Here is a 21402-nt window from a genome sequence, read left to right on the forward strand (position 1 = left end):
TGAGCAAAAGTGTTAGGAGGTAAGAAAATTGGTAGATTTACCAAATAGAATTAAAGACGTTGATTTATCTAAAGTTATGCGTACATCGTTTTTAGACTATGCGATGAGTGTTATTGTAGCTCGTGCTTTGCCTGACGTACGCGATGGTTTAAAACCAGTTCATCGTCGTATCTTGTATGGAATGAATGAATTAGGGGTTACTCCTGATAAGCCATATAAGAAATCCGCACGTATTGTTGGTGATGTAATGGGTAAGTTTCATCCACATGGTGACTCTGCAATTTATGAATCGATGGTACGTATGGCACAAGATTTCAGTTATCGTTATATGTTAGTAGATGGGCACGGTAACTTTGGTTCTGTCGATGGTGATGGTGCTGCTGCGATGCGTTATACAGAAGCTAGAATGTCAAAGATTACTCTAGAAATGCTCCGTGATATCAATAAAGATACAATTGATTTCCAACCAAACTACGATGGAACTGAAAGAGAACCTGTTGTTTTACCAGCACGTTTTCCTAATTTGCTAGTTAATGGGGCTACAGGTATTGCTGTAGGTATGACGACAAATATCCCGCCTCACAATTTGGGAGAAGTTATTTCCGGAATTCATATGTTAATGAAAAATCCTGATGTAACTACAGCTGATTTGATGGAGGCAATCCCTGGACCAGATTTCCCTACTGGCGCAATTGTAATGGGAAAATCTGGTATCAGAAAAGCATACGAAACAGGTAAGGGTACTGTTACTTTACGTGCCAAAGTTGAAATTGATGAGCAAGCTAATGGAAAACAACAAATTGTTGTACACGAGTTGCCATACATGGTAAATAAAGCTCGATTAATTGAACGTATTGCAGAATTAGCACGTGAAAAGAAAATCGAAGGCATTACTGATGTTAAAGATGAATCAGATCGTGAAGGTATGCGTGTAACGATTGATGTTCGTAGAGATGTTAGTGCTTCAGTTGTATTAAATAATTTGTATAAATTAACATTAATGCAAACTACTTTTGGTTTTAACATGTTGGCCATTGTTAATGGAACACCAAAGATTCTTAGCTTGAAGCAAATTCTACAATACTACTTGAAACATCAAGAAGAAGTAATTCGTCGTAGAACTGAGTTTGAATTAAAGAAAGCTAAAGCAAGAGCTCATATTTTAGAAGGATTACGTATAGCTTTAGATCATATTGATGCCATCATTAATATCATTCGTGGTTCTCAAAGTCCAGATGTAGCTAAAGATAGATTGATGAATGAATATCAATTAAGTGATAAACAGGCTCAAGCTATCTTAGATATGCGTTTAGTACGTTTGACAGGACTTGAAAGAGACAAAGTTGAAAACGAATATTCGAAGACAATGGCAGCAATTGCAGACTATGAAGATATTCTAGCTAAGCCTGAAAGAATCGATAAGATCATTTATGAAGAACTACTAGAAATTCAAGAAAAATTTGGTGATGAAAGACGCACTGAATTGATGGTTGGTGAAGTTTTAAGTATTGAAGATGAAGATCTAATCGAAGAAGAAAACGTAGTAGTTACATTAACACATAACGGCTATATTAAACGTCTACCAACTAGTGATTTTAAAGCGCAAAATCGTGGTGGTAGAGGTGTTCAAGGTATGGGAGTTCATGATGATGACTTCATTGAACATTTATTGACGACCTCAACTCATGATGAATTGCTATTCTTTACAAATGTTGGAAAAGTATACCGGATGAAGGCATATGAAATTCCAGAATATGGTAGAACTGCTAAAGGAATTCCGGTAATTAATTTATTGGATATCTCTGCAGATGAAAAAATTCAAACAGTGATAAATATTCCTGCAGATAAAGTTCAAACTGACAAGGAAATGTATCTATTCTTTATCACACGTCAAGGAACGGTAAAAAGAACTTCGGTCAGTGAATTTGGAAATATCCGTAAAAATGGTTTGAAGGCTATAACTTTACGTGATGGTGATGAATTAATAAATGTCCTAGCTACCGATGATTCTAAGAACATAATCATCGGTACTCATCAAGGTTATGCTGTATCTTTCGATGAAAAAGATATCAGATCAATGGGTCGTTCTGCCGCTGGTGTTAGAGGTATCCGTCTTCGTGATAACGACTATGTTATAGGTTCTGCAATTCTTGAACCTGAAAGTAAAGTCTTTGTTATTTCTGAAAATGGATACGGTAAGCAAACTGCTGCTAGTGAGTATCCAATTAAAGGCCGTGGTGGAAAAGGTATAAAGACAACAAATATCACTGAAAAGAATGGACCATTGGCAGGACTAACAACTGTAAATGGTGATGAAGATATCATGGTTATTACTGATAAAGGTGTCATGATACGCTTTAAGATTAGCGATGTATCTGAAACAGGACGAGCAACATTAGGTGTAAGATTGATTAATTTAGGTGCTGATTCAATTGTATCGACAATGACAAAAGTTGAGCCAGAAGACGAAAACGAAAATAGTGAAGAAACAACTCAAGAAGTAAGCACTGAAATTAGTGATGATACAAAAGATAGTGATGTTGCTAGATTATTAGATGCTGCTCAAAAAGATGATGAATAAAATTTTTAAGATTGGGAAAATATCCCAATCTTTTTTTGAAAAGATTTTTATTTTACGTATGTTAATTATTGGTAGGGTAAATCAGGAAAACTCTTGCTAAACGATTAAAATCATGATATAATTTTAATTCGTGAATGTATATCATTCAAATTAATCCTTGTTCTCTGTTCAAAGGAGAACAGAGAACCATAAGTCCATAAGGAGGTGCAAATAGACATGACAAATTACGAAATTACTTACATCATCAGCCCAGCTATCGATGAAGCAGCAAAGACTGCTTTAGTAGAACGTTTTGATAACATTTTGAAGAACGATGGTGCTGAAATCATAGACTCAAAAGACTGGTCTAAGCGTCGTTTTGCATACGAAATTGGTGGTTTCAGTGAAGGTATTTACCACATTGTAAACATCAAGGCTGAAAATGCAGATGCAATCAACGAATTTGACCGTCTTGCAAAGATTAATGATGGTATTTTACGTCATATGATCGTTAAACGTGAAGACTAATAAATTTAAAAGAGATATAAAAAATTAAGGAGGAGTTACTGTGATTAATAGAGCTATTCTAGTAGGTCGTTTAACAAGAGATCCTGATTTACGTTACACGGCTTCTGGAGCTGCGGTTGCTACATTTACTGTTGCTGTAAATCGTCAATTTACTAACCAACAAGGTGAACGTGAAGCTGATTTCATTAACTGTGTAATGTGGCGTAAACCAGCAGAAAATTTTGCCAACTTTACTCATAAGGGTTCATTGGTTGGGATTGACGGACGAATTCAAACTCGTTCTTATGAAAACCAGCAAGGAACAAGAGTATATGTTACAGAAGTTGTAGCCGAGAATTTCTCATTGTTGGAATCACGTGCCGAAGCAGATCGTTATCGTGAACAACATGGAATGACACAAAATAATTACGGAAATAATGCTCCTTCACAAAATCAAGCATCACAGTTTGATAGTAATCCATTCGGTGATTCTCAATCAAATAATAATTTTGGTGGAAATACACCAGCAAATAATGGAGCAGATAATAGTGCTGATCCATTTGCGGATAATGGACAATCTATTGATATTTCTGATGATGACTTGCCATTCTAGTAAGCGTGAGGAGGGAATAACATGGCTCAACAACGTAGAGGCGGACGTCGTCGCCGTAAGGTAGACTACATCGCAGCAAATCACATTGAATACATCGACTACAAGGATACAGATTTATTACGTCGTTTCATTTCTGAACGTGGAAAGATCTTACCTCGTCGAGTAACAGGTACAAGTGCTAAGAACCAACGTAAGTTAACAGTTGCTATTAAGCGTGCTCGTATCATGGGCTTATTGCCATTTGTTGCTGAAGATTAATAGTTAAAAAGTAAGACACTTAACAATGTACAAACATTGTTAAGTGTCTTTTTTAGTCATTTTTAATCATATATCTTGATTAATCCCTGAGTACCATCATTACCTAATTTAAATTCATCAACCATTGTTTGATAAAGTTCTTCAGCTTTTTCTGTCGCAGGAAGATGGATACCCATGTCTTTAGCAGAATCTAAAGCAATACGTAAATCTTTGAGAAAATGCTTAGCAAAAAATCCAGGAGTATAGTCAGATGCTAAAATTCTAGGGCCGTAATTACTTAGACTCCAGTTGGCTGCTGATCCAGCTCCTACTGTAGTAAGAATAGAATCTAAGTCTAGTCCAGCTTTTTTAGCGTAGACGAGCATTTCAGTTAATCCAGTCATTGTCCCAGCAATCATAATTTGATTTGCCATTTTAGCATGTTGTCCAGAACCAGCTGGGCCAAATAAGTGATAACTCTGAGAAATAACTTCAAAAATATCTGTAAGCTTATCGAATGATTCTTTATCTCCTCCAACCATAACAGTTAAAGTACCATTTTTTGCTCCAACATCACCGCCAGATACAGGGGCATCTAAAACAAAGAGATTTCTTTTTTGACCTTCTTGATAAATTTTTTGAGCAAGAGAAGGACGACTAGTAGTCATATCAACTAGAATAGATTGTGGTTTAGCTCCTGCAAAAATTCCAGTTTCAGAATTGAAATATACATCTTCAACATCTGGTGGAAATCCAACCATTGTAAAGATAATATCACTTTGTTGAGCTACTTCTTTTGGTGAGTCAGCCCAACTAGCACCTAAAGAAACTAAATTATCAGTTTTGGATTTAGTTCGATTATATACAACCATTTCATATCCGGCTTTTAACAAATTAACAGAGATAGCATTTCCCATAACACCAGTACCAATAAAACCAATTTTCATATAGATACCTTCTTTCTATAACGCTACCTTAATTTTAACACTAATAAGTTTTACGAAAAGAAATAATGCTTATGGAAGAAATAAGAGAGTAATGTTAGAATTTAACATGATCTAACTTTTAATAGTGATAGAATAGGTGAATTATTTGGAAAAATTATTGAGCATTGTAGTTCCGTGTTACAATTCGCAAGATTATATAGATCGTTGTGTGGAGTCATTACTTCCCGGAAATGATAGAGTTGAAATTTTATTAATAGATGATGGTTCGACAGATAGGACAGCAGAGATTATAGATAAATATGAACGTACATATCCTAAGCAAATAAAGGCTGTTCATCAAGAAAATGGGGGACATGGGCAGGCTGTAAACACTGGAATGTATCTAGCAAAGGGAAAGTATGTAAAAGTCGTTGACAGTGATGATTGGCTAGATTTAAATTCATATCAGAAAGTTCTGAATTTTCTAGAGAGTTTAGAAGAATCAAACAAAGAAATTGATATGTTAATTTGTAATTATATTTACGATAAAGTGGAGTTAGGACATAAAAAGGTAATTAAGTATCGGTGGTTACCAAAAAATAAAAGTTTCACGTGGAACAAAGTACATTTACTGTATGGAGAATATTTTTTGATGCATGCTGTTATATATAGAACTAGTCTAGTAACCAAAGAAGCTAAATTAAGATTACCAAAGCATAAATTCTATGTAGATAACCTTTATGTATTTGAACCATTGCCTTATGTTAAAAAAATGTACTATTTAGATGTTGATTTGTATCATTATTTTATTGGAAGAGAAGATCAATCTGTTAATGAAAAAGTGATGCTCAAACGAATAGACCAACAATTGTATGTTAATAAAAGAATGATAAAGTTCTATGCTGAGAATATAGATGCTAATTCTGACGTAGGAAAGTACATGAAGAGATATTTAGAAATTATTACGACTATTTCGTCGATACTTTTGATCCGTGGGAATACAAAAGAATACTTGGATTTAAAAGATGATTTATGGAATTATTTAAAAGAATATGGCGATGTATACAGGATTTTGCGAAGAAGACTATTTGGGATAGGTATTAATCTTCCAGGAAAATTTGGTAGGAAATTAGCTACAGATGTTTATAAAGTAGCTCAAAGGCTATATGGCTTTAATTGATTATATAAAGGATTGGACAGATTATAAGTTCAATCCTTTTTTAATACTTTGTAAAGCAAGTGTAAAATAACTAAGTGAAATATTTCATTTGATTAACGATTGATTGAAAAAGCCACATATTATTCGCATATTTAGTACAATGAATGTTGGATAGTTTTTAAAGTAAGAATATATAGAAATAAACAGAGGAGATAAGTAATTTTGAGAATAACACAAAGATTAGTTATGGCAAGTGCAGTGTTAGCTTCAATTGGCATTACTGGAATGATGCAAAATAAGCATATTTCTAAAACTGCGATGACTGAACATAAGAGTGTTCAGAAGGCTACTGTGCAACACAATATATTTTTTTCAAAAGTAAGTGCAGACACAATCAATCAAACAGCAATTAAGGGAATAAGCAATAGTAGCTCACCATTTCCAAATGTTAGTGTAAATGATTTACAAATTTCTTCTGGGATGGGTTGGCGTAGCATAGGTGGAGTTCAATACCACCAAGGTTGGGATTTACCAGCTGTACAAGGTACTCCAGTTTTAGCTACTAATAACGGTGTGGTTAGTTATACAGGCTTTCTTCCAGATCAAGGCAATGTAGTTATCGTATATTTCCAAGAATCTAATACAGCTGTATATTTCCAACATTTAGCATCTATCACGGTATCTAAAGGTCAACAAGTAACAAGTGGCCAACAAGTAGGTACTGTCGGAGGAACAGGTGCTTCTCCAGATTACAATAGTTATGCTCCTCATTTGCATATTGGAGCTTTTAAGAATGCTTCAAACTACATTAATAATGCATACCCAATGCCATCATTACCAACAAATTCTGAAACTGCTGCAGCAACTGACTTTATTTCACCAGCTGAAATGTTCGGTGTTGATATGAATCAGAATAATTGGATTGATGAACAAACAAATATGTATGGTTCTAATAGTGAACAACCCGCATCAATCTCAGATGGCAATAACTTTGTAACAGTTGGACAAGCATTACAACAAGTACAATAAGAAGATTGAAATATCCTTTTAATTATTAGATAAAGTACTAATAATTAAGGGATATTTTTTATATTCTAAAGAAAAAAATAAGATATCTTTCTAATAATATCCTTTCTTGTATAAATACTGGGATAAGTGCTATAATGCAATTATTACTGTGTACGTACATGTATGCGTATGTAATATTAATATGAAATAAGTTACTAGAATTATTCTAGGACAAATTATAGAAGGTAAGGGGAACAAATATGTGTGGATTTGTCGGTTATGTTAACCAAACAGATGTCCAAGATGATGTAATTGAAAAGATGGCTAATCGAATTCGTCACCGTGGACCTGATGATGAAGCTTTCTTTAGAGATAACAATGTTTCTATGGGATTTCGTCGTTTATCAATTATTGACTTAGCTCATGGTAAACAACCTATGTATAACCAAGACCAAACCAAAGTATTAACCTTTAATGGTGAAATTTATAACTATAAAGAAATTAGAAAAGAACTTAAAGAATTAGGATATAACTTTAGAACAGAAGTTGACTCAGAAGTTTTAATCCATGGCTATGATGCTTGGGGCCCAGAGTTGCTTCAAAAGACTCGAGGTATGTATGCTTTCGCAATCTATAACCAAAAAGAAAACGAAGTATTTTTAGCTCGTGATCATTTTGGAATTAAACCATTGTACTACTATGATGATGGTGAAACATTCTTATGGGCTTCTGAAATCAAAGCTTTCTTAGATCATCCAAACTTCAAGAAGGAATTCAATAAGGAACTACTACCTATTCATTTGAGTTTTGAATTTATTCCTTCCAAGGAAACAATGTTTAAACATGTTTATAAAGTTATGCCAGGTCAATATGTAATTCATAAGAATGGCAAGACTGAAGTACATCAATATTATAAATTTAATTATGATAAGATTGACAACTCACAAACAGTAGAAAGCGATGCTAGTCAAATTCGTAAATTAGTACGTGAATCTGTTGATGCGCATATGGTTGCGGACGTTGAAGTAGGTAGTTTCTTATCTAGTGGTGTTGACTCAAGTTATGTATTTAATGAAGCAACAAAAATTAAGAAACAACATATTCAATCATTTACATTAGGATATGATCGTTCTAAATATAGCGAAATTGACTGGGCACATGATTTTGCTGAAGGGATTGGTCAAAAGAATACACCAATCAAGATTGATGCAGATGATTATTTTGGTATTTTACCAACAATCATGTATTACATGGATGAACCATTATCTAATCCATCTGCTATGCAATTATACTTCTTATCAAAAGGTACACGTGAACACGTTAAGGTTGCTTTATCTGGTGAAGGTGCAGATGAATTCTTTGGTGGATATAATACATACCTTGAAGCTGGTCCATTCGAACGTTATCAAAAATGGGTACCAGGCTTTGTACGTAAAGGTTTAGCTAAAGCAGTTGAAAACCTACCTCGTTTCCATGGTCAACGTTTCTTAGTTCGTGGTGCACAACCATTGAGTGAACGTTACTACCGTGTAAACTATGTTTATAACTACCATGAACGTGAAAAAATCTTAAAAGATAAGAGTTTAAATGTTGATACAGGTGCATATACAAAGCACATCTTTGATGAAGTAAAAGATAAAGATGAAATGACACAAATGCAATACTTTGATATCAACACTTGGTTACCATTTGATATCTTACAAAAAGCTGATCGCATGAGTATGGCAAACTCACTTGAAGTTCGTACACCGTTGGTTGACCGTGAAGTTGCTAAATTTGCAGCTACAATGCCAATTAAGACTCGTATTCAAGGTGATACAACTAAGATTTCTTTACGTAAAGCAGCACAAGCAGAATTACCTGAAAAAGTTGCTAATAAGGAAAAATTAGGTTTCCCATCTCCAGTTGCTCAATGGATGAAAGAACCTAAGTACAAGAAGATGATAGAAGATGCCTTCACATCTGATGTTGCCAAGAAATTCTTTGATATTGATGCATTACTTGAAATCTTCAAAGAACATTTGAATGGTAAATCAAGTATGCAAAAGATTTTTACAATCTATACATTTATTTTGTGGTATCAAGTATACTTCCCTGAAGACTGTGAACATGACATTAGGGATCAAATTCGTTTTAACAATGTTAAAGCACATGCAAATGAACAGAATTTTGCAGAAGCTTAAAATATAAGATATTGTAGTCGTGAGAGAGTTCTCACGGCTATTTTTGTTGACTGATTAAAAAAGGCCTTGTTAAGATAGCAGAGAAAGGAAGTGAGTGTTTATGCCTAAAAATCGTATGGAGGCATTTAGTGATGGAGTTTTAGCAATTATAATTACAATTATGGTATTGGAGTTACATATGCCTGATGGTGCGACTTTTGACGCTATTAGGTCAATTATCCCAACTTTTATTGCATATGTGCTTAGTTATATTTACGTGGGAATTTACTGGAATAACCATCATCATTTAGTATCTACGTTATCAAGAGTATCGGGAAAAATACTATGGTTCAATTTACATTGGTTATTCTGGATGTCATTATTACCTGTAGCGACAAAATGGTTAGGAACATATCCTTTTAAAACAGCACCTTTGTTTATGGATTTATATTATTTATGTGTTCGATTTCTTACTATTTATTACAAATTGAAGTTTTGAAACAACATAAGAAAAATTCGAAGTTGAAGCAGTTATTTGGTAGTGACTTTAAAGGTAAAGTTTCTGTGGCATTGTATTTAACTATTACAATTTGTGCCTTATTTTTACCAATTTTAAGTTATGTCCTATTGGTTATTACAACTTTACTTTGGATTATTCCAGATAGAAGAATTGAGAGATTTTATAATCCATAAAAAATAATTTATTTTTGTATAAATAAAAATGTAATGATATGAATGGATAGATTGATAAAAAAGGAAAATTAATGCTATTTTTTTAATATAAATAATAATTAAAGATTTAATAATTGTGAACAATATGTTATAATGCTGATTTGTAACCACATATTATTATTAGGAGGATTATTTTATGTTAAAAGAATTTAAAGAATTCATATCTCGTGGTAATGTAATGGACTTAGCAGTTGGGGTAATCATCGGTGGTGCTTTTACAGCTATTGTTAATTCTTTAGTTAAGTATATTATTAATCCTTTCTTAGGTTTATTTGTCGGAGCAATTGATTTTTCTGATTTAGTATTTAAAATTGGTAATGCGACATTTAGAGTTGGTAGTTTCTTAAATGCGGTAATTAACTTCTTGATTATTGCTTTTGTTGTATTCTTAATGGTAAAAGGTATCAACAAAGTGTTACGTCAAGACAAGAAGGAAGAAGCTCCTGCACCTAAAGATCCTCAATTGGAAGTATTAGAAGAAATTAGAGATTCTTTAAAGAAACTTGATAAATAATAAGTTTAAATAAAAGAAATCCTATGGAATTGGAATTAACCCAATTTCATAGGATTTTTTTAGTACTCGGAAGCTCCAGAAACTGCATCTGGGATGATTTGATCTTGTTCTTTTTTCTTTTGGTCATAATTTTCCGGTAAGGTTGATGGTGTTGTAATTACATCAAAAACATTTTGCATCGCGGAGTTAAAATCATCGCGAGATTCTCCTAGTTCACGCTTTAGGAAATAACTAAATGGACGTAAAGTAGTTGCTTGATATTTTTCGATAAAACTAGCTACTTTCTGTGGATCTTGGTAACTAGGATCCAAATACATATGTTCAGTAGTAAATGGCATCTCTCGAGTAAATTTAACGTCAATTACAATTGGCTTAGAACTTTCTTTGCCAGCAGCAATTGCATCTTTAAAGTCGTCTAAAGTGTAGACTGTATAACCAACTGCACCCATTCCTTTGGCGATTGTTGCCCAATCAGTATCAGGAAGATCGACTCCAAAAACAGGTTGTTGAGTGTCATCAATTTGCTCAGCCTCGATATAGCCAAGGGTCTTATTGTTAAAAATAATGTTGATAATATTCAAATTGTACTTTACCTGTGTAATGATTTCCTCCATTAGCATAGCAAAACCACCATCGCCATTAAGACTATATACGTCACGATCTGGATAAAGTATTTTAGCTGCGATGGCCGCAGGAACACCATACCCCATAGTTGCGAATTGGCCTGAGGTAGTCCATTTTTGTTGATCATGTAAGTTCATAAGTCTAGCAAAGTTAATATTTACATTACCAACATCAAGAGTGAAGATTGCTTGATCACTAGCTTCTTGATTCAAAACTTCGAAAACTGGTTCAGGTCTAAGTGGGATATCTTCACTGTGTTTAAATCTATTTAACCATGCTAGCCAATTTTCTTTGTTAGCTAAAGCAGCTTTGTAGAATGGTGTTTCAGGTAATTCTTCACCTTGTTTAAGTAAGGCTTGCAATGTTTTTTTAGAATCAGCAAGAATTGGAACAGTAACTTGATGTCGTTTACCTAATTTTTCACTATCAATATCAATTTGAATGACTTTAGCCTTAGGATTAAAAAGGAAGATACTGAAAGGCACATCGTTACCAATCCAGAGAATTAAATCAGTATTAAATCCTAATTCTACTCCGGTTTTTGGAGCAACACGGCCAGTTGATCCCATATAAGTAGGATAGGTATCTTCAATAATTCCCTTAGCAAGAACAGAAGATACTAGAGGAAGTTTAAATTTAGCAGAAATTTCTTTCAATTCCTTAGCAGCATGTTTAGCCCCAATACCAAAGTAAACCATAGGTGCTTTAGCTGCTTTTATCAGTTCTAAAGCGTCGGTAATGGATTGAGGATTGGGTTCAGGGTAAATTGGTTCAACGTGGTTAGCTGCATTGGAAACAAAAGTATCAGGAATCATTTTCCATCCTAGGTCTTTAGGTAAAATTAGGGTGGCGACTCCACGATGCTTATAAGCTTGACGGATACCTTCATCAACAAGTTTAGGAATACTTTCAGCAGTCATAGCTGTTCTATTCCAACAAGCAACATTATCAAACCAAGGACCTTCATTGTAAGCTTGGAAAAAATCTATATTCATTTTGGTTGTAGGGACCTGTGCGATAATAGCGAATATTGGAACATGGTCAGCTTTTGCATCGTGCAAGCCATTAAGAAGATGAATAGCTCCTGGACCAGCAGAACCTAAAACAACTCCAATTTTACCAGTAAGTTTAGCACTAGCAGAGGCAGCAAGTGCACCGGCTTCTTCATGCCGAACTTGAATAAATTTAATTTTATCTTGTTGATTATGTAAAGCATTCATAGTAGAGTCAAGTGAGCCACCAGGATGACCATAAATATGAGTAACTCCCCATTCATGCAAAACTTTTAACATGGCATCAGCGCCACTGATTTTATTAGGCATAAAAATTTACCTCTCTAAAAGTGATTTTACTTAAAGTTTAGGGAAAAAATAAGGTAAAGTCTAATAAAAAGCATATTAATTTTAGTAACAGAATAATATAAAAAACGGATAAAAATATCTAAATTAAGGTCCTTTTTACGGGAAAATAGACAAAATTTCACTATAAGTGTAATTTTTTATGTTAGAAATCTTTATTTTCTACTTTTTCTCTGATAAAATGTACTATGGAAGTCGTAGTTATTAGCTATCCTTGGTAAAACTTTCACTCAAACACTCAAACTACTATCAACCGATGTTAATAACCCCCCTATGTCTTCCATGAATGAACGCTTTTACTTATATTCAAACTATCACTTAGACAAAAAGCAAGAACATTCATCCTATGCTCCAGAAATCCACTCAATTTTTGGGGCTTTTTTGTATACAAATTAGTTAATTTATTCACTAAATTGAAATCGGTTACTTATTTGATATAATTATATTGATAAGGTTAAATTAATTTTGATTTGGGGTGTTATTAATTATGGAATTTAAAGTTAGTGAAGAAGCAGGACGTAAATTAATCGAAGAAATGCGTCTTGAAAAGGGCGATAGAATAAAGATATTTACTAAAATATACGGTGGAATTCCAACAGTTTTTCCAAGTTATTATCTAGGGATTATGTTAGATAATGATGAAACTGCAGGAGTTGAAGAAGTGATAGATGGTGTATCTTTCTATTTAATGCCAACAGATATGTGGTTAATCGATGATTATGATTTACATGTAGTTCTAGTTGATGGCGAAGTAGAATATAAATTCACTAAACCAGGTGAAGTTGATGCTGTTAGTGGAGCTTCTAAAAAATAAAAGGATTAGTTTGAGAGATCAAGCTAATCTTTTTTAATATTATATATTGTATAAAAATCTCAACCAAATATTTCTTTTTTAGCAAAAACGTGAAATAATAGATATTTGAGACAAGTTTAAAAAGTTAGAAGGTGTAGGAGCTGATGGCATTAGAAATAACCCCAGCTTTATCTTTATTGGATGAACACCACCTCTTAAAAGAAGTGGTTAACGAACAAAAATTGACTTTTGAAAATGTAACTTATGATTCAAGAAAAGTGTCAGATAATACTTTGTTTTTCTGTAAAGGTAATTTTAAACCTAGTTATTTAACTTCAGCTTTGGAAAAAGGTGCAACAGCCTATGTTTCTGAACAAAAGTATGCTGAAGGAATGGATGCGACAGGTATTATTGTAACTAACGTACAAAAAGCGATGGCACTATTAGGTGCAGCATTCTATGGTTTTCCTCAAAATGAGTTATTTATTATTGCTTATACAGGAACAAAAGGAAAGACTACTTCAGCTTATTTTGCGGAGCATATTCTAGCAAAAGCAACAGATAAAAAAGTAGCTCTTTTTTCAACTATTGATAGAGTGTTGGGAAATGAACCTGATCAAAGATTTAAATCAGATTTAACAACTCCAGAATCACTTGATTTATTCCATGATATGAGAGCTGCAGTTAATAATGGTATGACTCATTTGGTAATGGAAGTTTCATCACAGGCATACAAGAAGAATCGTGTGTATGGACTTACATTTGATGTGGGGGTATTCTTAAATATCTCACCAGATCATATTGGTAGAAATGAACATCCAACATTTGATGATTATCTTCATTGTAAGGAACAACTCTTAGTAAATTCTAAGTGTTGTGTGATTAATGGAGAAACAGCTTATTTGAGAGATGTTTACTATACTGCAAAAGCAACAACAGAACCAGAAGATATATATGTTTTTGCACGCAAGGGTGCTCAAATTTCTGACAACATTCCAGTAGATATTGAATATCAAAATGATTTTGAAGATTTGCATAAAAGTGTAATTGAGGTTAAGGGACTTAGTGATAAGGCTCAAACCTTACATGTTGATGGAAAGTATGAATTAAGTGTGCCAGGCGATTATAACGAAGGAAATGCTACTAGTGCGATTATCGCTACTTTACTTGCAGGTGCTAAAGGTGAAGATGCACGCAAGACACTTGATAGAGTACATATTCCTGGTAGAATGGAAATTATTAAAACAAAAAATAATGGTACAATCTATGTTGATTATGCTCATAATTATGCTAGTTTAAAAGCTTTATTTGCCTTTTTAAAACAACAAACTCATGCCGGTCGAGTAATTGCTGTTTTGGGTTCTCCTGGAGATAAGGGTATTTCTCGTCGTCCAGGTTTCGGAAAAGCAGTTAGTGAAGAAGTGGATCATGTGATTTTGACAACGGATGATCCAGGCTTTGAAGATCCAATGAAGATTGCTCAAGAAATTGATAGTTATATCAACCATGATAATGTAAAAGTAGAGTTTGAACTAGACAGAGAAATGGCAATTGAGAAAGCCATTAAAATGAGTACTAATAACGATATAGTAGTATTAGCAGGTAAAGGAGAAGATCCTTATCAAAAGATAAAGGGTGTCGATGTACCTTATCCATCAGATGTTAATGTAGCAAAGAAAATTGTGGAGGAATTATAATGAGTGCACCAGCATTTACACCAATTTTATTAGGTAGCGATTTTAATGTTTACGGAATGGCACGTTCTTTTTATGAACTATACCATAAACCAGTTAAAGCATTTGCAGAAATAGAATTGGCACCAACAAGATTTACAAAAATTGTTGACTTAGAATTAATAGATGGTTTTTCTGAAGATCCAGTTTGGATTAATGAAATGCGTAAGATAAAGAAACGTTACGCTGATCATGAAGAACCAGTAATCTTAATTGGTTGTGGTGATGGCTATGCAGAATTGATTGCTAAGCATAAGGATGAATTGTCAGATGTATTTATTTGTCCTTACGTTGACTATGATTTATTGAAGCATTTGAATAACAAGGAACGTTTCTATGAAATGTGTGACAAGTATGACTTGCCATATCCAAAAACAAAAATCATCACTAAAGCTGATCATGACAGTGGAGACAAGATTGAACAACCATTCCAATATCCGGTAGCATTGAAACCAGCTAATAGTGTTGAATGGCTTGACGTTCATTTTGAAGGTCGTAAAAAAGCCTTTAGAATTAAGGATCGAGAAGAATTTGATTATGTCTTGAAACAAGCATATGCAAATGGCTACAAGTCTGATTTTATTTTACAAGACTTTATTCCTGGCGATGATAGTCATATGCGTGTATTGAATGCCTATGTAGATAAAGATCATAAAGTTAAGATGATGTGTATGGGACATCCTTTACTAGAAGATCCAGCACCATCAGCAATTGGAAACTATGTTGCAATATTGCCAGACTTTAATCAAGATATCTATGATCGTATCAAGAATTTCTTAGAAGCTATTAACTATACTGGTTATGCTAACTTTGATATGAAGTACGACACAAGAGATAACACATATAAGTTATTTGAAATTAATCTTCGTCAAGGAAGAAGTAGTTTCTTTGTAACTTTAGATGGTTACAATTTAGCTGATTGGGTTGTTAAAGACTACGTTAAAGATAGCTTAAAAGATCAAGAAACTGTCTATGGAAATAAAGATGAAGAACAACATGCTCTATGGTTAGGTGTGCCTGCGAAAGTGTTTAAGAAATATGCCAAGGATAATGAAGATAAGCAAAAAGCTTTGGAATTAATTAAAGCTGGTCGTTACGGAACAACTTTCGAATATTCTAAAGATATGAATATTAGACGTTGGCTATTAATTAAGTGGATGAATCATAACTATGTGAAGAACTTCAATCGTTATTTCAAAGAAAATAAAGGGTGATCTAAACTTATGAAAAATTTCTTTACAATTATTGGTGGTATGGGCACGATGGCAACTGAAAGCTATATTCATCAGTTGAATTTACGTACACCAGCTAATAATGATCAAGAATATTTGAATTATATTTTGGTTAATCATGCAACAGTTCCAGATAGAACAGCCTATATCTTAGATAATAGTAAACCAAATCCTAAGATTCCATTATTGGAAGATTTTAAACAACAAGCAAGTTTAAAACCAGATTTCTTTACATTGCCATGTAACACAGCACATTATTTTTATGATGAGTTACAAGCTGCAGTTGATGTACCAGTGTTGCATATGCCACGTCTAGCAGTTGAACAAATTAAGAAAGATTATCCTAATGCTAAGAGAGTAGGGATTGTCGCAACCAATGGTACCTTACATGATGGTGTATATGATAAAGAAATCTTAGATGCTGGTTATGAGTTAGTAAAACCAACAGCTGAAATTCAAGCTAAGACAATGGAATTAATTTATGATGACATTAAAGAAAAAGATTATGTTGATGGTAAATTATTCTATGAATTAGTTGAAGATATGGTAAAAGATGAAAAGTGTGATGCGGTTATTTTAGGCTGTACAGAGTTATCATTAGCTCAAGAGAGAGAACCTATTACTGATTTACCAATTATCGATAGTCAATCAGTATTGGTCGATAAGACGTTGGAATTAGCACTAAAAACACAAAAGAATAAATAGTAAAAAACCAGTGGGAAACGACCACTGGTTTTTATTATCTATTAAATTTCAAACGCAAGTTTGGCTCAGTAAACCATAAAATTAAAAAATTAAGTAGTAGTAGAGTAGCTGTAGAAATGAAAACGACATTGTAATCAAATAGTCCAGCTAAAGAACCACCTAAAAGTGAGCCAAACATATTACCTAAAGCTTGGAAAGATTGATTCCAAGAAAAGACGGCAGATGTAGCTGATGTAGGAGAATTCTTTGTTAGTAAAGTTTGGATGGTAGGAAATAGTGCCCCATCAGAAATACCAATAAAGAAACGTAAAATTCCTAGTAACCAAATACTTGAAACGAATCCTTGTGGGAAATACATGATAACAGCAAAAAGATAACCTGCCATTAGAACTTTATTTGATCCATGAGCATCACCATAAGCTCCTAAACGTGGAGCTGAAATAATATTGGAAATACCTGGTAAAGCAGCAATAATACCAGCCACTAAGGCAATTGGGCCCTGATTATGCATAAGTTCTTTGATGTATAAACTGATAATAGGGGCAATTGAAATATTCCCCAATTGAACCATCATAGTAGAAATAAGCAGAACAATGATTAGCCGAGGGTTTTGAAATTGTGATAATAAACCGCGATGTTCTTCAGAATTTTTTTCTCGTTTAATAGGTACAAAGTATTCTTTAACTAAAGTGGCAGATAAAATTCCTGCTAGGGCTAGTAAGGAAGCGGTGATAAAAAAAGTGTCTCTAATAGAGAAGAATTGGGCTAATGCACCACCGATGATAGGTCCCATTAACATTCCAGAAGTTGAGCCAGTGACTAGAGTTCCTAGAGCTTTCCCACTATGCTTTCTAGGTGTTTGCGATGCTATTAAAGCTTGAGCATTTGAAATGAAACCTGAAAATAAACCTTGAAGGGCACGTAAGGCAATTAATTCCCAGACGTTAGTGACAAGTCCCATTAAAAACATAGCAAAGGCCATACCAAAGGAAGCGCGAATTAACATGATTTTGCGTCCTTTAATATCAGCTAGCATTCCCCATAATGGAGAAACGATGGCAGTGACTAGAAAAGTAGCAGCATAGACCAAACCGCTATAAAAGGAGACTTGTGCCTTAGAAAAATGTCCTAGTTGACTGACATATAAAGACATAAATGGCATAAGCTCACTAAAAGCAATGCCAGCGATAAAAGTACAAACCCATAGAATGTATAAATTACGTTTCCATGGGCTTTTTTCTCGTTGTGTTTCGTCCATAAAATAGTCCTTTCCTTTGTATAATATCGAAATATAGCTTATAGTAGTAAAGAAAGTAAAATAATTACTATATTAATTTACAAAGTGTAATGATAGACCTAATAATAAATAAATGCAAGTGAGAGAATAAAAAATGACACAAAAAAGAAATTTATCAACCAAAAAAATAATAGAAGCAGCTAAAGAGATTATAAATAAAGAAGGGGCTGAGAAATTAAGTTTCAGTAAGGTTGCTGGTGTATTAGGGGTACATTCTCAGGCGATGTATCCATATTTTGCCGATAAAGAAGAACTAAAAATTGCAGTAATTAATGATTTTTTAGATAGTTTAACTGAACAAATAAAAGAAGAATTGCAAGGAATTTCTGGAAAAGAAGCTCTACGTATATATGGTCGTAAACTACATGAATTATTATTGATCCAGCCACGATTAACACGTTTGGCTTTTGGTGGAATTGATTATAGTCAAAAAGAAGAAGCAAGAAATCATTTTAAAGATTTAGTAGAGTTGTTAGAAAGTTTGATTGAACCATTTGCTAAAAATGATGTTGATGTTATAAACAGAGCACGATTATATCGAGCTGTGATATTTGGGTATGCTCAAAATGAACTGTGGGGCTTATTCAAATTAGCACTAGTTCCAGCACAAACGAGCTTTGAATTTACTTTAGAAGAAGCAATAGCGACAATTACTGTGTAGAATTAAAATTCAATTAAAAGTAAGCCTTACCATTGATTTTCAACTAACTTTATAGGATAATATTAAAATAGTCTGTTTTTTCAGATAGAGAGAGAAAAAGTTTTTTGAGGTGAACAAAATTGAATATCATTATTGCATTGATACCTGCTGTTTGTTGGGGTATTTTTCCATTAATCGCTAGCAAAACTGGCGGTGGTCCTGCTAATCAAATTCTTGGAACCGGTTTAGGTGCTACTTTGGTTGGTTTAATCGTATTTGCTATCATGCACCCAACAATTACAGCTTCCGCTTTCATTTGGGCTTTCATGGCAGGTGCTTGCTGGACAATCGGTCAAATTGGACAATTTATTTCTATGAAACCTGAACGTATGGGTGTAACAACAACTATGCCTATCTCAGCTGGTTTCCAATTAGTTGGTAACTCTTTAATCGGAATGTTATTCTTAGGTAACTGGAGTGGAACAACAGCTAAGATTATTGGTCTTGTTGCTTTAGCAATCGTTGTTGTAGGTGTTATTCTAACAGCTGTAACAGATGATAATAAGAGTGAATCAGCTTCTGCTAAAGATGTATTATTCTTATTAGTTACAACAATTGGTTACTGGATTTATAGTTCATTCCCTAACTTACCAGCTGTAAGACACGTTTCTCCAACTGCATTATACTTACCTGAAATGTTAGGTATTTTGTGTGGTGCTTTAATCTTTGTTTTCGCTACTAGAGAAACATCTGCATTAACAGCACGTGAAAGTTGGGCTGGTATGATCGGCGGAGCAATTTGGGGTATTGCAGCATTTGCATATATCTTCTCTGCTCAAGAAAACGGAACTTCAAGTGCATTTATTTACACACAATTAAGTGTAGTTATTTCTACTTTAGGTGGAATGTTGTTCTTACATGAACGTAAAACTTCTCGTGAACTAGGTTTCACATTAGCTGGTTTAGTACTACTAGTTGTTGGTAGTGTAATCACAGGATTTATCTAAAATATAAAATTAATAATTAAAAATAAGGGTGTCCCATAGTTATTGACTAATTAGTTGATGACTATGGGATGTTTTTTGTTAAATTCCGTATTATATTTTAAATTCTTTTAAACTCTTTTAAACTTTCAAACAAGAAAAATGCTAATTGAAGATTAAAATTAAATTCTTTGACTGACATAATTTTCTGTAAGATATATAATTGAGTTTGTTACAACAATTGGTGTTTGGAGTTGATTAAAATGAGTGGTGAAGAAGCCAATAGTATGTTGCAATCTGTGATGAAGCATCATCATATGCAAATGCCATGGCACAATTTTACGCCAGATAATAGCAATACTCCTGCTAAGAGGGCAACTTTAAAAGAAAAAGCTACCTTGGTAGGAAGAGTAGGGATTATGCTTCTGTCGTATGGAACTGGTGCTTGGCGAGTGCGAGATTCTATGAATACTATTGCCAGAGAGTTAAATGTTTCATGTTCAGCTGATGTAGGATTGGTATCAATTGAATATACTTGTGTTGATGAAGAAGGGCATGGATATACACAAGCCTTATCTTTGGCAAGTACAGGTGTAAATACTGACAAATTGTCAGAAATGGAACAGTTTGTCATGGACTTCAATAAAGGTGGGTCTGATCTGAGCTCTGAACAGATCCATGAAATACTAGATGAAATTGAGCGTAAGCCAGGACACTATACAGCTATTATGGCTGGTTTAGCGGCAGCTTCTGCATGTTGCGCCTTCGTATTTTTACTAGGCGGAGGTCTAGTAGAAATGTTGTGTTCTTTTGTAGGAGCTGGTTTTGGAAATTATATTCGTAGAAAAATGATTGAGCGACGCATCACTTTATTAGCGTGTGTGTCTGTTAGTGTGGCAGTTGCTTGTATATTCTATTTGATAGCCTTTAAATCTTTGGTAGCAATAATGCATGTTTCATTACAACATGAAGCTGGATATATCGGAGCGATGTTATTCGTAATTCCTGGTTTTCCATTTATTACTAGTGGACTTGATATTGCTAAGCTCGATATGAGATCAGGTTTAGAAAGAATGATGTATGCGATTATGATTATCACAGTTGCTACTTTAGTAGGCTGGGTGGTAGCTATGGCAGTTCATTTAAAACCAGTAAACTTCATTCCATTAGATCTAGGAGTAATACCAATGATGCTCTTGCGAATCCCTGCTAGTTTTGTCGGAGTATTTGGATTCTCAATTATGTTTAATAGTACAATTGAGATGGCAACTTGGGCTGGAATAATAGGGGCTATTGCTAATACACTTAGATTAGAATTGGTAGACTTAACTAATATTCCGGCGGGAGCGGCTGCATTTACTGCTGCGTTGGTTGCTGGACTACTAGCATCACTAATTAAAGGTTACCCACGTATTTCATTAACGGTTCCTTCAATTGTGATTATGGTTCCTGGATTATACATGTATCGTGCTGTATATAATATAGGGGTAGCTTCGATTAATGTGGGAGCAACTTGGTTAACTGAGGCAGCTTTAATCGTAATGTTTTTACCACTAGGATTAATTACCGCACGTATATTGACTGATAAGAAATGGCGTTATAAAGATTAGAAAGGAAAG

20 protein-coding genes are annotated in these 21402 nt (G+C 33.9%); 17 read left to right on the top strand and 3 right to left on the bottom strand.

The features are described 5' to 3' along the window. Positions 1 to 28: 28 nt before the first annotated feature. The 4 genes from gyrA (at position 29) to rpsR (ending at position 3938) form a co-directional block, all read left to right on the top strand. Complete coding sequence (gene gyrA, locus FC55_RS04385) at positions 29 to 2581, top strand: DNA gyrase subunit A (RefSeq protein ID WP_003701422.1); 2553 nt, start codon at positions 29 to 31, stop codon at positions 2579 to 2581. A gap of 210 nt (positions 2582 to 2791) precedes the next feature. Next, the gene (gene rpsF / locus FC55_RS04390) at positions 2792 to 3088 is read left to right on the top strand and encodes a 30S ribosomal protein S6 (RefSeq protein ID WP_269148441.1); all 297 of its coding nucleotides are present in this window, start codon (positions 2792 to 2794) and stop codon (positions 3086 to 3088) included. A gap of 40 nt (positions 3089 to 3128) precedes the next feature. Then, positions 3129 to 3680: a single-stranded DNA-binding protein gene (ssb, locus tag FC55_RS04395; protein ID WP_003701426.1), complete on the top strand. Its 552-nt coding sequence runs from the start codon at positions 3129 to 3131 to the stop codon at positions 3678 to 3680. Positions 3681 to 3701: 21 nt separating this feature from the next. Beyond that, positions 3702 to 3938, top strand: a complete 237-nt coding sequence (gene rpsR / locus FC55_RS04400; protein ID WP_003701427.1) for a 30S ribosomal protein S18 — start codon at positions 3702 to 3704, stop codon at positions 3936 to 3938. Positions 3939 to 4000: 62 nt separating this feature from the next. On the opposite strand, the gene FC55_RS04405 is transcribed toward rpsR, so the two are convergent. After that, on the bottom strand, positions 4001 to 4864 hold the full coding sequence (locus FC55_RS04405; RefSeq protein WP_003701429.1) for an NAD(P)-dependent oxidoreductase: 864 nt from the start codon (positions 4862 to 4864) through the stop codon (positions 4001 to 4003). A gap of 145 nt (positions 4865 to 5009) precedes the next feature. Between FC55_RS04405 and FC55_RS04410 the strand changes: the two genes are divergently transcribed. The 6 genes from FC55_RS04410 to mscL all read left to right on the top strand — a co-directional run bounded on the left by FC55_RS04410 (position 5010) and on the right by mscL (position 10418). Continuing rightward, positions 5010 to 6023 (top strand): glycosyltransferase family 2 protein, encoded by a 1014-nt coding sequence (locus FC55_RS04410; RefSeq protein ID WP_035150294.1) that lies wholly within the window; start codon positions 5010 to 5012, stop codon positions 6021 to 6023. Between the two features lie 225 nt (positions 6024 to 6248). Continuing rightward, on the top strand, positions 6249 to 7031 hold the full coding sequence (locus FC55_RS04415) for a M23 family metallopeptidase (RefSeq protein WP_003701433.1): 783 nt from the start codon (positions 6249 to 6251) through the stop codon (positions 7029 to 7031). Positions 7032 to 7270: 239 nt separating this feature from the next. Next, positions 7271 to 9193, top strand: a complete 1923-nt coding sequence (gene asnB, locus FC55_RS04420) for an asparagine synthase (glutamine-hydrolyzing) (RefSeq protein WP_003701434.1) — start codon at positions 7271 to 7273, stop codon at positions 9191 to 9193. A gap of 100 nt (positions 9194 to 9293) precedes the next feature. Next, on the top strand, positions 9294 to 9671 hold the full coding sequence (locus tag FC55_RS04425; protein ID WP_003701436.1) for a TMEM175 family protein: 378 nt from the start codon (positions 9294 to 9296) through the stop codon (positions 9669 to 9671). Then, a complete protein-coding gene (locus FC55_RS10085) occupies positions 9668 to 9865 on the top strand; it encodes a hypothetical protein (RefSeq protein ID WP_225356273.1) in 198 nt (65 codons plus the stop codon). The genes FC55_RS04425 and FC55_RS10085 overlap by 4 nt, the downstream gene beginning before the upstream one ends. Positions 9866 to 10040: 175 nt before the next feature. After that, on the top strand, positions 10041 to 10418 hold the full coding sequence (mscL, locus tag FC55_RS04430; protein WP_003701438.1) for a large-conductance mechanosensitive channel protein MscL: 378 nt from the start codon (positions 10041 to 10043) through the stop codon (positions 10416 to 10418). Positions 10419 to 10477: 59 nt separating this feature from the next. Here the strand turns inward: mscL and spxB are convergent, their stop codons facing one another. Beyond that, a complete protein-coding gene (gene spxB, locus FC55_RS04435) occupies positions 10478 to 12364 on the bottom strand; it encodes a pyruvate oxidase (RefSeq protein WP_003701439.1) in 1887 nt (628 codons plus the stop codon). Between the two features lie 523 nt (positions 12365 to 12887). Here spxB and FC55_RS04440 point away from each other — a divergent pair. The 4 genes from FC55_RS04440 to FC55_RS04455 all read left to right on the top strand — a co-directional run bounded on the left by FC55_RS04440 (position 12888) and on the right by FC55_RS04455 (position 16863). Continuing rightward, entirely contained in the window at positions 12888 to 13214 is a 327-nt protein-coding gene (locus FC55_RS04440) for a hypothetical protein (protein WP_003701440.1), read from the top strand. Positions 13215 to 13357: 143 nt separating this feature from the next. Then, positions 13358 to 14890 (top strand): UDP-N-acetylmuramoyl-L-alanyl-D-glutamate--2,6-diaminopimelate ligase, encoded by a 1533-nt coding sequence (locus FC55_RS04445; RefSeq protein WP_003701441.1) that lies wholly within the window; start codon positions 13358 to 13360, stop codon positions 14888 to 14890. Then, complete coding sequence (locus tag FC55_RS04450; protein ID WP_003701442.1) at positions 14890 to 16140, top strand: carboxylate--amine ligase; 1251 nt, start codon at positions 14890 to 14892, stop codon at positions 16138 to 16140. Before FC55_RS04445 ends, FC55_RS04450 begins: the two co-directional genes overlap by 1 nt. Before the next feature lie 9 nt (positions 16141 to 16149). Beyond that, positions 16150 to 16863 (top strand): aspartate/glutamate racemase family protein, encoded by a 714-nt coding sequence (locus tag FC55_RS04455; protein WP_003701443.1) that lies wholly within the window; start codon positions 16150 to 16152, stop codon positions 16861 to 16863. A gap of 34 nt (positions 16864 to 16897) precedes the next feature. Here the strand turns inward: FC55_RS04455 and FC55_RS04460 are convergent, their stop codons facing one another. Further along, positions 16898 to 18121, bottom strand: a complete 1224-nt coding sequence (locus FC55_RS04460) for an MFS transporter (RefSeq protein WP_003701444.1) — start codon at positions 18119 to 18121, stop codon at positions 16898 to 16900. Between the two features lie 133 nt (positions 18122 to 18254). Between FC55_RS04460 and FC55_RS04465 the strand changes: the two genes are divergently transcribed. From FC55_RS04465 to FC55_RS04475, 3 genes are all read left to right on the top strand, one after another. Next, the gene (locus FC55_RS04465) at positions 18255 to 18821 is read left to right on the top strand and encodes a TetR/AcrR family transcriptional regulator (RefSeq protein WP_003701445.1); all 567 of its coding nucleotides are present in this window, start codon (positions 18255 to 18257) and stop codon (positions 18819 to 18821) included. Positions 18822 to 18940: 119 nt separating this feature from the next. Beyond that, on the top strand, positions 18941 to 19807 hold the full coding sequence (locus FC55_RS04470; protein ID WP_003701446.1) for a GRP family sugar transporter: 867 nt from the start codon (positions 18941 to 18943) through the stop codon (positions 19805 to 19807). A 239-nt stretch (positions 19808 to 20046) separates the two neighbouring features. Further along, a complete protein-coding gene (locus FC55_RS04475) occupies positions 20047 to 21393 on the top strand; it encodes a threonine/serine exporter family protein (protein WP_003701448.1) in 1347 nt (448 codons plus the stop codon). The last annotated feature ends 9 nt before the right edge of the window (positions 21394 to 21402 follow it).

It is taken from the genome of Ligilactobacillus salivarius DSM 20555 = ATCC 11741, assembly GCF_001435955.1.
In the GTDB taxonomy this organism is placed as follows: domain Bacteria; phylum Bacillota; class Bacilli; order Lactobacillales; family Lactobacillaceae; genus Ligilactobacillus; species Ligilactobacillus salivarius.